Here is a 14,892-nt window from a genome sequence, read left to right on the forward strand (position 1 = left end):
TTTAATTTTGATTAATAAGTAAAAAACACTTTTTAATCGGTATAGACCATTAAATCGTGGTACAATAGCAATAATTAAGTTGAAAGGATGATATTTACATGAAAGTTGGATTTATTGGTGCCGGTGAAATGGCTAAAGCGATTATCAGTGGCCTATTGAAAGCAAACCAAGTCTCAGGATCAGATATCTATCTCCACAGTGCACATGCAGCAAGTTATGAACCATTTGCTAAATCAAAGGGATTAATTCCCGTTGATTCAAATAAAGAGGTTGCTAATAATGCAGACTATGTTGTCCTAGCAGTGAATCCTCAGTATGCTCCAGAAGTGTTACAAGAAATCAAAAAAGAATTGGCTGGAAAAGTGTTAATTTCAATCGTTGGTGGAATGAGTATTCAACGGCTTGAAGAATTAACGGATCAGACAATGCCAATTTTGCGAGTATTACCCAACGTGAATGTTGAAATTACTGCTGGAATGTCAGCGGTTCATGCTAACTCCCAATTAACCGAAGCTCAAACTAAAGAAGCAGTTGGTTTATTTGAAGCGATTGGGTCAGTCAGCTGGCAACCAGAAGATAAGTTTAGTGTCTTTAGTGCGCTGGCAGGAAGCGCCCCAGCATTTGTTGCTTACTTTATCGATGCAATGAGTCGAGCAGGAGTTAAGTACGGATTAAGTAAAGCGGTTGCGACTGAAATTGCATCCAAAGTCGTTGAAGGATCAGCCCAATTAGTTAGTGAATCTGGTGAAACGCCAATGGATATTGTCGATGCCGTTTCTTCGCCAGGTGGAAGTACGGTTCGTGGCTTATTAGCGATGGAAGAGGCCGGATTTATGACTTCAGTAATCAAATGTATTGATGCAACCATTGGTCAGGATAAAACAGTAGATTAAATTTAGGAGTGTAATTAATTATGAGTATCGTATTAAAGCATGCACAAATTTATACAGGATTAGAAGTCATCCATGATGGCTATATTCGATTTGATAAACAAATTGAAGCAATCGGTCCAATGAGCGATTATCGGGCCAAAGCTGGCGACCAAGTTGAATTTGTTAGTGGTAAGAAGATTGTGCCAGGATTTATTGATGTCCATACCCATGGTGGTTATGGACTTGATACCATGGATGGCAACGCTGATGAAATTGATACCATGGTTAACAAGATGATTCATGAAGGAATTACAACCATTTTTCCAACAACCATGACTCAATCAGATGATGCCATTGCCCATGCAATGCAAGGGGTTGCTGCTGCCGCTAAAAAGAATCCAGTAATTAAAGGGGTTCATTTGGAAGGCCCATTTATCGCAGCCATTTATAAAGGCGCCCAACCGGAAAAGTATATTAAAGATCCCGATCCAAAGTTATTGGATCACTGGAATGAATTATCAAACCATTTAGTTCGTTTGATTACTTATGCACCTGAAGATAAAGGTGCGCGAGTGTTTGAAGATTATTGTCTTGAACATAATATTGTTCCTTCAGTTGGACATAGTAATGCAACCCGTGAACAAATGTTGGCTAGCAAGGCAACTCATGTAACGCATTTGTATAATGCTCAACGTGAATTTAAGCATCGTGAACCCGGTGTTACCGGTCATGCAATGCTAGAAGATAATATGTATTGCGAATTAATCTGTGATGGTTTCCATATTGTTCCAGATATGTTGAAATTAGCCTTTGAACAAAAAGGGGCAGATAAAATTGTCTTAGTAACTGATTCAATGAGAGCTAAAGGGATGCCAGAAGGCGAAAGTGAACTTGGCGGTCAACGAGTTATCGTTAAAGATAAGCAAGCACGATTAGAATCTGGTAATTTAGCAGGCTCAGTTTTAACCTTTAATGATGCCTTTAAAAATGCGATTGCCTTTATGGATTGTTCAATTGAAGATGCGGTTAAGATGGCTTCAGTTAACCAAGCCACAGAATTTGGCTTGGAAGATAAAGGAACCCTAGAAGTTGGTAAAGACGCCGATTTAAATGTTATGAATAGTGGTTTAGACGTTCAACGTGTGTATAGTTATGGCCGTCGTTTTGACAATTAATTAAAATTGGTATAGACTTTCGATATTATCAGATAGCGGAGGAACTACCATATGGCCTCACCGGTATATATTCAAATTCATAATCAAATTAAAGCAGAGATTGAAGAAGGTAAGTGGGCAGTTGGGGCTAAAATCCCCGCTGAACGTGAATTATCTCTTCATTTTGATGTGAGCCGGATGACTCTTCGACAAGCAATTCAAACGTTAGTTGACGAAGGAATTCTTGAGCGACGAGTCGGTTCGGGGACTTATGTTTCGAATCAAAAAGTACAAGAAAAAATGTCAGGTGTTACGAGTTTTACTGATTTGATGAAAGCTGCTGGTAAGGTGGCTTCGAGTAAAACAATTTCATATCATATGACAATGCCATCACAAAGTGAAATTGATCAATTGAAATTAGAAAAAGATCAAAAAGTTCTACGAATGGAACGAATTCGGTATGGAAGTGGCGTACCAATTTGTTATGAAATCGCAACAATTCCAGCGGAACTAATTAATGGATTGACGAAAGAAGAAATTACTTCTTCCTTGTATAGTTCACTTGAAAATAAAGCTAAATTATTTCCAGGTAAAGCTATGCAGTCAGTTTCGGCTATGGCAGCATCGGAAAAGATTGCTGAACATTTGGAAGTTAAACGTGGCGATGCGTTATTACGAGTTCGTCAACTTTCTTATTTACAAGATGGACGTCCATTTGAGTATGTTCATACCCAATATGTGGGTGACCGGTTTGAATTTGTGTTAGAACGTTAATTAAATAACATTATTGAAGTAATTGAGTAAAGCCAGCGCTTTACTCAATTACTTTTTTTATGCCGATAAAATCCATGAAACTACCTTATTAAATTCATAAATAAGTCATTTTTATTCAGTAAAGTGTTCCTATGAATTAATTCTCAGGAGGATACATGTATGAATTTTGTTAAACGAGCTTGGCTTAGCCTAGTCGCTAAGAAAGGAAGAACGGTATTATTAGCAGTAATTACCTCTGCGATTATGCTTTTCGTTTTAGCAGGGTTACTGATTAATAATGCTGCGGATACAGCAGTGAAAAATGCGAAAGCTAACGTGGGAGCAACCCTGACACTGTCAGCTAATCGTGAAGCTGCATTTAAAAAATCGCAAACTAGTAGTTCATCTTCAACTAAGAAGACCGTTAAAATGTCATCAGTTAAATTGAGTGACGCAAAGAAGATTGCGAAGTTAAATAATGTGGCTAGTTATAACGTGGCGGCAACCGCTTCAGTGAATGCATCTAGTTTTGATGCCATTTCAACGACCAGTAGTTCAAGTCAAATGGGTGGTGGCAGTTCAACTGCTACTGGTGATATTTCAATTAGTGGAGTAACGGACACTGCCTCATCAACCTCATTTACAGATGGAACTAATAAAATTACTAAGGGTCGTGGAATTACTTCGGCTGATAAGAATACGAACAATGTTGCCATTGAATCAGAGTTGGCTAAGCAAGAAAATATTAGTGTCGGTGACACGATTACCGTTAAATCAACGTCTGGTAGTAAGTCATATAAATTGAAGGTAGTTGGAATTTATAAAACAACTTCAAGTACTTCGACACAGATGGGCCCAGGCACTAGTGATCCAGGGAATACGATTTATAGCTCATATACTTTAGCTAATACTATTAAGGGTGCTAAGTATGCTAATACTGCTGACTCAGTAACCTTCACAGTTTCTGCACCTTCAAAAATTAGTAGTGTTAAATCGGCTGGGAATAAAGTCATTAATAACTCTAAGTATACTTTGGCAACAAATGATTCAAGCTATCAAACCGTTAAATCGGCTATGAGCAGTGTAAAGTCATTCTCAAATAAAATTGTTTGGTTAGTTTCGATTGCCGGAACAATAATTTTGGCACTCATCGTAATTTTAATGGTCCGTGAGCGTCGTCATGAAATTGGAATCTTGTTATCGATGGGTGAACGTCGTTGGAAGATTGTGGGCCAACTATTTACTGAAATGGTGATTATTTTAGTCGTTGGACTAGCAGTCGCCGGAATTGGTGGTAAATTTGTTGGTGATAAATTAGGCTCACAATTGGTTTCCTCACAGGCTTCAACATCCGCGGGCACGATATCAGCTCCCGGTGACAAGAACGTTCAAATGAGTGGCAACCCAAGTGGCGGCGGTGGCAGCATGTCTGGTGGATCAAAACCAAGTGGTGGTATGTCAGGCAGTGGATCGACAAGTACTTCGAGTGATACCGATATTGATGTTAATTTATCAGCAATTGAAATGGTTGAGCTTGGTGGCTTCGGATTAGCGATTATGTTCCTGTCAGTGTTAATTGCATCCGGTGGCATATTACGATTACAACCCAAGAAAGTGTTAATTGATTAAAGGAGGTATTTAAATGTTAATTACAAAAGATTTAGGATACTGGTATGACCATCCAGATAACATCTTATTTGAAGAAGTTAATTTAGAATTTGATACTGGAAATTTATACGCCATCGTGGGCCAAAGTGGCTCAGGTAAAACGACCTTTTTGTCATTGCTGGCAGGGTTGGATAATCCTAAAATGGGATCAATCGAATTTAATGGCAGTGATCTGAAGCAAATAGGGTTAACTAATTATCGAAAAAAAGATGTCTCAGTTATTTTTCAATCGTATAATTTATTCACCTATATGTCGCCACTAAATAATTTGATGACCGCAATGGCGGTAACCGGAGCCGAACATAAGGGCGATAAAGAATATGCGCGAGACATGTTGCGACAATTGGGAATTTCTGAGTTACAGATGGATAAAAATGTTCAACATCTATCTGGTGGTCAACAACAGCGAGTTGCAATTGCACGAACTTTAGTCTTAGATGCGGAAGTAATTGTGGCTGATGAACCAACGGGTAATTTAGATGAAGATAATACAGCTGAGGTAATTGAACTATTTCAAAATATTGCACATGAACGAAACAAGTGTGTAATTATTGTGACCCATGAAACGGCAGTTGCTCAAGCTTGTGATGTTTCGTATCGATTATCACATCACGTATTTACTAAAGAATAAGAACAAACTTTTAAGGAATTGTGATTCGATTGTTGAATCATGGTTCCTTATTTTGTCACATTAATCGCAAATTAATTGAAACGTGGTAAAATAATACCGTTATGTATTTACAGTAATAAAATTACGGAGGGTACTTAATCATGAGTTACCAATTTCCAGATGATAGTTGCACATTACACACGGATGCATACGAGCTAAGTATGATGCAGACGTATTGGAAAAAAGGCATGGGTCAACGACGAGCAGTGTTCGAGGCTTATTTTCGTGACATGCCGTTTAAAAATGGCTATGCAGTGTTTGCTGGTTTACAGCGAGTTATTGAATATATTGAACAATTAAGATTTTCAGATTCTGATATCGAATATTTAAAAACAACCAATCAATTTGATGATGATTTTTTAGAATATCTAAGGACCTTTAAATTTGAAGGCTCAATTAATAGTGCGATTGAAGGTGAATTGGTTTTTAATAACGAACCAATTATTCAAGTAGATGCACCATTGATGGTTGGCCAATTGATTGAAACGGCATTATTGAATATTATTAATTATCAAACATTAATTGCGACTAAAGCGGCACGGATTAAGTCAGTGGTTGGCAATGATCCAGTCCTTGAATTTGGCTCTCGGCGTGCGCAAGAAATGGATGCGGCTATTTGGGGAACCAGAGCGGCGTATATTGGTGGCTTTGATGCCACAAGTAATGTTCGAGCTGGTAAAATGTTTAATATTCCAATCAGTGGTACGCATGCACATGCACTGGTACAGGCATATATGAATGATTATGATGCCTTTAAAGCCTACGCTGAAACGCATAAAGATTGTGTGTTTTTAGTAGATACCTTTGATACTTTGAAGAGTGGCGTCCCCAATGCGATTCGGGTTGCTAAAGAAATGGGTGACCAAATTAATTTTCAAGGGGTACGGATTGATAGTGGGGATATGGCCTATATTTCAAAACGTGTTCGTGAAATGCTTGATGAAGCTGGGTTTAATGACGCAAAGATTTTTGCTTCAAATGATTTAGATGAAAAAACCATTCTTAATTTAAAAATGCAACATGCTAAAATTGATGTTTGGGGAATTGGCACTAAACTGATTACAGCTTTTGACCAACCAGCATTAGGTGCAGTTTATAAATTAGTTTCATTTGAAAATGAACATGGGGAAATGATTGATACAATTAAGATTTCTAGTAACGCATCAAAAGTTTCAACCCCAGGTAAAAAACAGGTTTGGCGAATTACGGATACTGAGGATGGAAAATCTGAAGGTGATTACGTTGCCTTATTTGATGAAAAACCACAGTTGCAAGAATCAATTTACATGTTTAGCCCTGACTATACTTATATCAATAAAACGATTAATAATTTTACAGCGCGGGCAATCCTACAACCGATTTATGAAGATGGAAAGTTAATCTATGATTTACCATCGTTATCAGATATTAGGAAGGGTTCAAAAGAACGCTTGAGCTTGTTATGGGATGAGTATAAGCGCAATTTAAATCCACAAATTTATCCAATTGATTTGTCGCAAAAGTGTTTTGATAACAAAATGAAGATTATTAAAAATGTTCGTGATTATGTAAGTAAATTAAATTTTTGATAGGGTGATGAAATGAGTCCAAAACAAACTGAAATTATTAAAGCGCTGAAGGTTAAACCAATAATTGATGCGCAAGAAGAAATAAGAAACAGTGTTGATTTTTTGAAACAATATTTATTAGCAACTGGACTTAAAGGGTTCGTTCTTGGAATTTCGGGTGGACAAGATTCATCATTAGCGGGTAAATTAGCCCAACTGGCAATGATCGAATTACGTGAAGAAACCGGTAACCAAGACTATCAATTTATTGCGATGAGATTACCATATGGAAATCAGGCTGACGAATCGGATGCAATGGCGGCAATTGAGTATATTAATCCGGATAAGATTATGCGAGTTAATATTAAAGATGCAGTTGATGCTACTGTAATCGCAGTTGAAGATAATCAAATTAATATTTCAGACTTTAATCGTGGTAATATTAAAGCCCGTCAACGAATGATTGCTCAATATTCTGTTGCAGGTGAATTTAAAGCAGCAGTGATTGGTAGCGATCATGCGGCTGAAGCGGTGACCGGATTTTATACTAAATTCGGCGATGGCGGTGCAGATGTAACGCCATTGTGGCGTTTGGATAAACGCCAAGGACAGGCTTTATTGGTAGCTTTAGGAGCACCGGAACATTTGTATGCTAAAGTGCCCACCGCTGACTTAGAAGACGATCGCCCAGCTTTACCAGATGAAGTTGCTTTAGGGGTAACTTATGATGAAATTGACGATTATCTTGAAGGTCATGAAGTACCAGATGCGTCAGCTAAAGTTATTGAAAATTGGTACATTAAAACTGAACACAAACGTCATTTGCCAATTACGGTGAAGGATCAATGGTGGAAATAATTAATTAAAAATATTTGGTACCTCGATTTCATTTTGGAATCGAGGTATTATTATAAAAACGATAAAAAGGGGTATTTGCATCTAATGGAAGAGCAAACGGTTCAATTAGTTAAAAATAATTTGCAAGGAATTAGTGGCAAACAAGTAAACACCGTCTTGAAATTAATGGACGAGGGTAATACAGTACCGTTTATTGCTAGATATCGTAAAGAAATGACGGGAAGTTTAGATGAAGTTCAAATTCAAGATATTGAAACTGAATATAAACGGGTAACCACCCTACAAGATCGGAAAACGGCAGTCGTTAAAAGTATTGCAGAACAAGGAAAATTAACTGACGTACTTGAAAAAAAGATTCAATCATCAGAAAAAATTCAAGATGTGGAAGATTTATATTTACCATATAAACAAAAGCGCCAAACCAAAGCAATGATCGCTAAAAAGCGCGGGTTAGAACCATTGGCTAATTGGATTTTATCTTTTCCAGCAGGTGATTTAACTCAACGTGCTCAGCAATATGTATCAGACGAACAAGAATTACCCGACGTACAAGCGGTTTTTGATGGTGCCCATGAAATTTTAGCGGAAGCTTTTAGTGAAGTTGCGATTATTCGTAATTGGGTACGTAATCATACAATTAATAGTGGAACGGTTGAAACGACCGTTAAAACTAAGGGTAAAGAGCTTGACGAAATGGGTGTTTATCAACAATATTATGCATTTGAAGAACCGATAAAGCGGATGTCATCAACACGGACGATGGCAGTTAATCGTGGGGAAAAAGAAAAAGTGTTAACAGTCAAAGTTAAAGTTGATACTGAACCAATTATGAACTTTTTTCGGTTTAGATTAATTGGTAAACACGATGAAAGTGCAGCAACAAGCTTTGTTGAAACGGCGTATCAAGATGCTTATAAGCGATTTGTTGGTCCGGCAATTGAACGTGAAGTGCGGAACAGTTTAACTGAAGATGCGCAAGAACAATCGATTAAGGTATTCGGCCAAAACTTATACAATTTATTGATGCAAGCACCAATTAAAGGCAAAGTAGTTTTAGGCTTTGATCCAGCCTATCGGACCGGGTGCAAGTTAGCAGTGATTGATGAAAATGGTAAATTTTTAGAAAAAGCCGTAATTTATCCTCATAAGCCAGCTCCAACAGCTAAACAACAAGCGGCACAACAAGAATTTGTTAATTTACTAGAGAAGTATCAAGTAGAAATGATCGCGATTGGAAATGGAACGGCAAGTCGTGAATCTGAATTGTTTGTTGCAGAAGCAATCACGAAAGTTAAACATCCAGTTTATTATGTCATTGTTAATGAAGCAGGAGCTTCAGTTTATTCAGCTAGTCAAGAGGCTCGTGATGAATTTCCAGATTTACATGTTGAACAACGAAGTGCAATTAGTATTGGTCGACGTTTACAAGATCCATTGGCTGAACTAGTAAAAATTAATCCAGAATCAGTAGGAGTTGGGCAATATCAACATGATTTACCTGCTAAAGATTTAGACAGCGAATTGGACGTGGTAGTTGAACGGGCGGTCAATCGAGTGGGGGTTAATTTGAATACTGCTAGTTATCAATTACTCACACATATTTCAGGCTTATCGAAAACAATTGCTGAAAATATTGTGAAGTATCGTGATGAAAATGGTCGTTATAATAGTCGAACTGAGTTGAAGAAAGTTCCTCGCCTTGGACCAAAAGCGTTTGAACAGTCAGTTGGATTTTTACGGATTATTGGTGGTAAAACCGCATTAGATAATACCGATATTCATCCTGAAAGCTATGCAACAGCTAAAAAAGTTTTGGTCGCTGCCGGAGTGAAAACAACTGAACTAGGCAATGAAACAGCAATTGAAAAAATTAAGCAAGTTGATTTAAAACAGCTGCAATCAACTGAATCAGTTGGTGAAGCGACACTTAGTGATATTTTTAATAGTTTACAAAATCCGGGTCGTGATTTACGTGATAGTATGCCAGCCCCATTGTTGCGTAAAGATGTATTAACCATGGATGACCTTAGTGAAGGGATGAAACTTGAAGGAACGGTCCGCAATGTAATTGATTTTGGTGCCTTTGTCGATATTGGTGTTAAACATGATGGCTTAGTGCATGTTTCAAAATTAACGAAAAAATTTGTTTCTGACCCTAAACAAGTGGTCTCAGTTGGAGATATTGTAGAAGTTTGGATTGATTCAGTTGATTTAGCTCGACAAAGAATTCAACTAACCATGATTGATCCCAAAGGGTAGATAATGACTGATCAAGAATTACAAAGCTTAACTGAAAAGCTCTCGATTGAAAAATTTAACCGACCTTTTATTCATGATGTTTATTTTAATACTCGGTTACAAACAACTGGTGGACGTTATCATTTGAATGATCATCATATTGATATCAATCCTAAAATGTTAGATGATTTTGATTTGGACAATTTAAGCGGCGTAATTTTACATGAATTGTGTCATTATCATTTGCATTTAACTGGGCAGGACTACCATCATCGTAGTCAATCTTTTAAAGGATTATTAAAAAAAGTCGGCGGAAACCGATACGCACCACGAATTGAAGCCAATCAGGCCAAAATTGTTCGCTATCAATGTCAGGCATGCAAAAATGTGATGGTTAGAAAACGAAAATTGAATGTGAAACGCTATGTTTGTGCTTATTGCGGTGGTAAATTGAAATTAATTTAATTGATTTGAGTATTGTCATTAGTAAGTATTTTTGCTATGATAGTACTCGTTGATGCGGCGGTGGCGGAACTGGCAGACGCGCAAGATTAAGGATCTTGTGGACAATTATGTCCGTGGAGGTTCAAGTCCTCTTCGCCGCATATTATAGGTACCAAAAGCTATCAAACGTTGTTACAAAAGACTTTATATCAGTCTTTTGTAACAACTTTTTTTATTTATTACCATAGTTTTTTTAAAAAGGTTAGTCAAAAGGCTAGTTTTAAATTCACTAATTCTCATTTAAATGAAAGTATCCTTAATTAATATGTATGCCTATTTATATCAAAATATTAAATTAATTAAGTGATTTTTTATATGGTTTATCTAAAGATTAAGTAGATAGGTAGCATTTTTAATTCGGCTAGGATAAAATATAGGGGTTCACAAATTGAAAGTAGGGATGATTATGGGCGCTTTTGCTAAAATTACAGCAACTGCTGGTTATGTACCAGAAAGAGTTGTAACTAATGAAGAATTAGCTGATTTGATGGAAACGTCAGATGAGTGGATTGTATCTCACACTGGAATTCAGACCCGTCATTATGCGATGAATCAAGAAAACACATCTGATTTATCGACTCAAGTGGGACAAAAGCTAATCAAAGAATCAGGCGTTTCAGTTGAAGAAATTGATTTAATTATTATTTCGACAATTACACCGGATTCTTTAACCCCATCCACTGCTGCAATTGTGCAAGGAAAATTACATGCGAAAAATGCAATGGCATTTGATTTAAGTGCTGCTTGTGCAGGTTTCGTTTATGCAATGAGTGTGGCAGATAAAATGATGCGAAGTGGCTTGTATCGACATGCTATCGTGATTAGTGCCGAAGTTAACTCAAAAATGATGGATTTCACCGATCGAACATCAACCGTATTTTTTGGTGATGGGGCTGGTGGGGCATTGTTAACAAGAACTAATAATGAAACTGAAGAGTTTTTAATTGATGAAATTATTGAAACTGATGGTACGGGTGCAACCACGATTCATAGCGGTCGGGTTAAACCATTATCAGAAATTAGTAAGACTAATTTTCCAACGACTGATGCATTTTATCAAGATGGTCGGTCAGTTTTTCAATTTGCAACCGGAACCGTATCAGTTCAAATGAAAACACTATTAGAAAGAAATCAACTAAATGAAACTAATCTCGCTGCTATTATCTGCCATCAAGCTAATTTGAGAATTATTGAAAAAATTAGTCAAACGCTGATGATTTCGATGGATAAGTTTCCGCATACAGTTGAAAAGTTTGGTAATACTTCATCTGCCGGGATTCCACTCACTTTAGCTACCATGGGTCATAGTGATCAGCCAATTTTATTAACTGGCTTTGGCGCGGGACTCGCATACGGTAGTATACTCATTAGGATGTAATAGCAATGAATACAAAACAAATAAATGCATTAATTACACAATTAAAAAAAATTGATTTCAGTCATGCACGTATTAAAATTGATGACTTTGAATTAGAGATTGATCGTGATGGCCATCAGCAAAGCACTGAGTTAGGGGTTGAGTTTATTTCAAGCCCGATGATTGGTATTTTTCACCAAAATCAACAACCGGTAATGGTTGGAGAGTCGGTGGAATCAGCGACAGTGCTGGGACAAATTGAAAGTATGAAACTATACAACGAGTTGTTAGCGGGTTTTAACGGTCAAGTGAAAAAAGTCTTAGTTAATGACGGGGATGCCGTTGAATTTGGACAAAATTTATTTGAGATTGAATTAAATGAGGATATAGCGGAATAATGTTTAAAAAGGTACTAATTGCAAATCGTGGAGAAATTGCTTGTCGATTAATTCGCGCATGTCATCAATTAAATATTAAAACTGTTGCAGTTTATTCAACAGCAGATAAGAATGCTTCGTTTGTCCAAATGGCAAATGAAGCTTATTGTATTGGACCAGCAACTGCAACCGATTCTTATTTAAATCGAGAAGCCGTTTTAATGGCGGGGATTATCGCTAATGTTGACGCAATTCATCCGGGCTATGGTTTTTTATCTGAAGATGGCATGTTTGTTCAAATGTGTGAACAATGTGGCATTCAGTGGTTAGGACCACGTTCTGAAATCATCGCTTTAATGGGTGATAAAGCGGCGGCTCGCCGATTTGCAGCTAGTCGTGGGGTAGCAATTATTCCAGGGACACAGGTATTAGATCATCCTAGTCGAATTAAACAAGAAGCTGATAAACTCGGTTTCCCTTTATTAATTAAAGCCAGTCGTGGTGGCGGTGGTAAAGGAATTAAAAAAGTTTCGCAAGTATCAGAACTAGACAATATGTTAAGCCTAGCTAAACGTGAATCACAATCGGCATTTGCTAATGGAGAGATCTATTTAGAAAAAGTCTTAGTTAATGCCCGTCATATTGAAATCCAAGTAATTGGAGATCAACAAGGTGATATTCAAATTTTAGGTGATCGTGACTGTACCCTCCAAATCGGTCGTCAAAAAGTAATTGAAGAAAGTTCGGCGACTTTTATTACTGGCGCCCAGAGACGAGAGTTAGGTCAGGCGGTCCATCAATTATTGGACGGGGTTGGTTATCAGGGTTTAGGAACGGTTGAATTTTTATTTTGTGAAGACCGTTTTTATTTTCTAGAAATGAATACTCGACTACAAGTTGAACATGGGGTTACCGAAACAACCTCAGGATTAGATGTAGTATTACTTCAGTTGCAACTAGCATCTGGGCAAGGAAAAATTGCCTGTGATATATCACCAACACATAGTGGAATCGCTATTGAAAGCCGAATTACAATGAAGTTGAACTCACAAGAAGCATATTTAAACGAATTTAGTTTTCCGGAGAATGTGCGGGTTGACACCGGATATCAAGTCGGCGATAAAATTACGCCATATTATGATGCCTTATTAGCAAAGGTCATTGTGCATGGTGATAATCGCCTCGACGCTATTGAAAAAATGAAACAGGCATTAGCTGATATTAAAATTGATGGTGTTGAGACTAATCTGGCAATGCTAAAACAAATTATGAATAATCGAGCTTATCAACAAAATCAATTTACGATTGAAACGTTAGATACGGGGATGGTGGAACAACATGAGTCACTCACCAGCTAAAGGGACTTGGAATAAATGTCCATTTTGTCACGTTCATGTGAATCAATTAGAGTGGGGTTTTTATAAACAATGTCCCCACTGTCATCATTATTTAAGGCTAACGGCGCAACAACGAATTAATCAAGTAGTTGATAAAAATTCATTTAAGCAGCTTGAACTTAATATGACAACATTGAATCAGCTTAAGGTTCCTGAATACGATGATAAACTTGCGAAAGCAAAAGACAAAAGTGGTTTAACCGAAGCGATGGTAATTGGGACTGCCCAAATAAAGTCACAGCGGGTCATGCTTGGGGTGATGGATACTAATTTTATGATGGGTACTTTGAATACGACAGTTGGCGAAATCATTAAGCAACTGTATTTTGAAGCGGCTAAGCATAAACTACCAGTGGTACTATTTATTGCTTCTGGTGGTGCTCGAATGCAAGAAGGAATTTATTCATTACTACAAATGAATACAATTTTAAATGCAAAACGAAATTTTGATCAAAGTAAGCAAGTTTCAATTAATGTGTTAACTGATCCAACGATGGGTGGCGTTTCAGCTAGTTTTGCGTTTGAAGGCGATTTTGTAATTGCTGAAAAATATACTCAGATTGGTTTTGCGGGTCGTCGAGTGATTGAAACTATATCCACGGAGAAGTTACCAATTGAATTTCAAGATGCTGATCATCTTAAGCAACATGGATTGCTAGACGATGTTATTGAACGTTCAGAAATGGCAGATTACATTGGTCGAATTTTGAAGCTACATCAAGAGGAATCATCATGCTAGAAAAACAACTACAACTTATTAGAAGCAATAATCGAATTGCTAGTACTGAAATTATTAGTCAAATTATAACTGACTTCACGGAAATTCATGGAGATCGTGTTCTAGGTGATGATCCGGCAATTACTACTGGAATTGGTTTTTTGTCTGATATCCCTGTAACCATATTGGCAGTTAATCGTGGAAAAACGATGATCGAACATCAACGCTTTAATGGCGGTCAAGTCCGGGTTAGTGGTTATCGAAAAGCTTTACGAGTAGTTGAAGCCGCTGAAAAATTTAACCGACCGGTAATTTCATTAATTGATATGCCTGGAGCAGATGCTAGTGTTGATTCTGAAAATCACGGGCAAAGTCAAGCAATTGCTGATTTAATTGATAAAATGGGGGCATTAACAGTTCCTAACTTAGCCCTATTTGTCGGCGAAGGTCACAGTGGCGGAGCGTTGGCACTGTCAAATGCTAATCGTATTTTGATGTTAGAAGCTGCATTGTTTTCAGTTGCTTCCCCAGAAGCGGTGGCAGCAATTATTACAACCAATGATGATGTGAGTGAGTATTTACCAATGACCTCAAGTCAGCTGGAAAAGATTGGAATTAATGATGAAACAATTTTAGAAAATGATCGATTAATTGTTAATATCAAACAAGCGTTACTAAAACATATTCAAGAGTTAAAACTGATCCCAAGAGATTCGTTACCAATGGATCGAAGTGATAAATTTAATCGAATATTAGCAACCTGGAATACAGGTGAATAG

Annotated in this window: 14 protein-coding genes and 1 tRNA gene; all 15 read left to right on the forward strand. The window is 37.3% G+C overall.

The window, feature by feature from the left end:
- The first annotated feature begins 98 nt into the window (after nucleotides 1-98).
- The 15 genes from proC (at nucleotide 99) to accA (ending at nucleotide 14,892) form a co-directional block, all read left to right on the forward strand.
- Nucleotides 99-893 (forward strand): pyrroline-5-carboxylate reductase, encoded by a 795-nt coding sequence (gene proC / locus FC70_RS01035; protein WP_057889188.1) that lies wholly within the window; start codon nucleotides 99-101, stop codon nucleotides 891-893.
- Between the two features lie 20 nt (nucleotides 894-913).
- Nucleotides 914-2,047, forward strand: a complete 1,134-nt coding sequence (gene nagA / locus FC70_RS01040) for an N-acetylglucosamine-6-phosphate deacetylase (protein WP_057889189.1) — start codon at nucleotides 914-916, stop codon at nucleotides 2,045-2,047.
- Nucleotides 2,048-2,098: 51 nt separating this feature from the next.
- The gene (locus FC70_RS01045) at nucleotides 2,099-2,800 is read left to right on the forward strand and encodes a GntR family transcriptional regulator (RefSeq protein WP_057889190.1); all 702 of its coding nucleotides are present in this window, start codon (nucleotides 2,099-2,101) and stop codon (nucleotides 2,798-2,800) included.
- Nucleotides 2,801-2,959: 159 nt separating this feature from the next.
- Nucleotides 2,960-4,408 carry an ABC transporter permease gene (locus tag FC70_RS01050; protein ID WP_057889191.1) on the forward strand — a complete coding sequence of 483 codons (1,449 nt, stop codon included), beginning with the start codon at nucleotides 2,960-2,962 and terminating at the stop codon, nucleotides 4,406-4,408.
- Nucleotides 4,409-4,421: 13 nt separating this feature from the next.
- Nucleotides 4,422-5,078, forward strand: coding sequence for an ABC transporter ATP-binding protein (locus FC70_RS01055; RefSeq protein ID WP_057889192.1), 657 nt, complete (start codon nucleotides 4,422-4,424; stop codon nucleotides 5,076-5,078).
- A gap of 140 nt (nucleotides 5,079-5,218) precedes the next feature.
- Entirely contained in the window at nucleotides 5,219-6,685 is a 1,467-nt protein-coding gene (locus FC70_RS01060) for a nicotinate phosphoribosyltransferase (protein WP_057889193.1), read from the forward strand.
- 12 nt (nucleotides 6,686-6,697) lie between these two features.
- A complete protein-coding gene (gene nadE, locus FC70_RS01065; RefSeq protein ID WP_057889194.1) occupies nucleotides 6,698-7,522 on the forward strand; it encodes an ammonia-dependent NAD(+) synthetase in 825 nt (274 codons plus the stop codon).
- An 84-nt stretch (nucleotides 7,523-7,606) separates the two neighbouring features.
- On the forward strand, nucleotides 7,607-9,781 hold the full coding sequence (locus FC70_RS01070; RefSeq protein WP_057889195.1) for a Tex family protein: 2,175 nt from the start codon (nucleotides 7,607-7,609) through the stop codon (nucleotides 9,779-9,781).
- A gap of 3 nt (nucleotides 9,782-9,784) precedes the next feature.
- A complete protein-coding gene (locus FC70_RS01075) occupies nucleotides 9,785-10,225 on the forward strand; it encodes a SprT family protein (RefSeq protein WP_057889196.1) in 441 nt (146 codons plus the stop codon).
- A 54-nt stretch (nucleotides 10,226-10,279) separates the two neighbouring features.
- Nucleotides 10,280-10,365, forward strand: a tRNA-Leu gene (locus FC70_RS01080).
- Nucleotides 10,366-10,670: 305 nt separating this feature from the next.
- Nucleotides 10,671-11,642, forward strand: a complete 972-nt coding sequence (locus tag FC70_RS01085; protein ID WP_057889433.1) for a beta-ketoacyl-ACP synthase III — start codon at nucleotides 10,671-10,673, stop codon at nucleotides 11,640-11,642.
- A 5-nt stretch (nucleotides 11,643-11,647) separates the two neighbouring features.
- A complete protein-coding gene (locus FC70_RS01090) occupies nucleotides 11,648-12,019 on the forward strand; it encodes an acetyl-CoA carboxylase biotin carboxyl carrier protein (RefSeq protein WP_057889197.1) in 372 nt (123 codons plus the stop codon).
- Nucleotides 12,019-13,356, forward strand: coding sequence for an ATP-binding protein (locus tag FC70_RS01095; protein ID WP_057889198.1), 1,338 nt, complete (start codon nucleotides 12,019-12,021; stop codon nucleotides 13,354-13,356). The genes FC70_RS01090 and FC70_RS01095 overlap by 1 nt, the downstream gene beginning before the upstream one ends.
- Nucleotides 13,337-14,134 carry an acetyl-CoA carboxylase carboxyltransferase subunit beta gene (locus FC70_RS01100; protein WP_057889199.1) on the forward strand — a complete coding sequence of 266 codons (798 nt, stop codon included), beginning with the start codon at nucleotides 13,337-13,339 and terminating at the stop codon, nucleotides 14,132-14,134. Before FC70_RS01095 ends, FC70_RS01100 begins: the two co-directional genes overlap by 20 nt.
- A complete protein-coding gene (accA, locus tag FC70_RS01105; RefSeq protein WP_057889200.1) occupies nucleotides 14,128-14,892 on the forward strand; it encodes a carboxyltransferase subunit alpha in 765 nt (254 codons plus the stop codon). Before FC70_RS01100 ends, accA begins: the two co-directional genes overlap by 7 nt.

The organism is Paucilactobacillus oligofermentans DSM 15707 = LMG 22743, assembly GCF_001434315.1.
GTDB classification, from domain to species: Bacteria; Bacillota; Bacilli; order Lactobacillales; family Lactobacillaceae; genus Paucilactobacillus; species Paucilactobacillus oligofermentans.

Coding starts and splice junctions, on each gene's coding strand:
- FC70_RS01050 (WP_057889191.1), top strand. CDS start 2,960: ATGAATTTTGTTAAACGAGCTTGGCTTAGCCTAGTCGCTAAGAAAGGA.
- FC70_RS01070 (WP_057889195.1), top strand. CDS start 7,607: ATGGAAGAGCAAACGGTTCAATTAGTTAAAAATAATTTGCAAGGAATT.
- FC70_RS01100 (WP_057889199.1), top strand. CDS start 13,337: ATGAGTCACTCACCAGCTAAAGGGACTTGGAATAAATGTCCATTTTGT.
- FC70_RS01075 (WP_057889196.1), top strand. CDS start 9,785: ATGACTGATCAAGAATTACAAAGCTTAACTGAAAAGCTCTCGATTGAA.
- accA (WP_057889200.1), top strand. CDS start 14,128: ATGCTAGAAAAACAACTACAACTTATTAGAAGCAATAATCGAATTGCT.
- FC70_RS01045 (WP_057889190.1), top strand. CDS start 2,099: ATGGCCTCACCGGTATATATTCAAATTCATAATCAAATTAAAGCAGAG.
- FC70_RS01060 (WP_057889193.1), top strand. CDS start 5,219: ATGAGTTACCAATTTCCAGATGATAGTTGCACATTACACACGGATGCA.
- nadE (WP_057889194.1), top strand. CDS start 6,698: ATGAGTCCAAAACAAACTGAAATTATTAAAGCGCTGAAGGTTAAACCA.
- nagA (WP_057889189.1), top strand. CDS start 914: ATGAGTATCGTATTAAAGCATGCACAAATTTATACAGGATTAGAAGTC.
- FC70_RS01090 (WP_057889197.1), top strand. CDS start 11,648: ATGAATACAAAACAAATAAATGCATTAATTACACAATTAAAAAAAATT.
- FC70_RS01085 (WP_057889433.1), top strand. CDS start 10,671: ATGGGCGCTTTTGCTAAAATTACAGCAACTGCTGGTTATGTACCAGAA.
- FC70_RS01055 (WP_057889192.1), top strand. CDS start 4,422: ATGTTAATTACAAAAGATTTAGGATACTGGTATGACCATCCAGATAAC.
- FC70_RS01095 (WP_057889198.1), top strand. CDS start 12,019: ATGTTTAAAAAGGTACTAATTGCAAATCGTGGAGAAATTGCTTGTCGA.
- proC (WP_057889188.1), top strand. CDS start 99: ATGAAAGTTGGATTTATTGGTGCCGGTGAAATGGCTAAAGCGATTATC.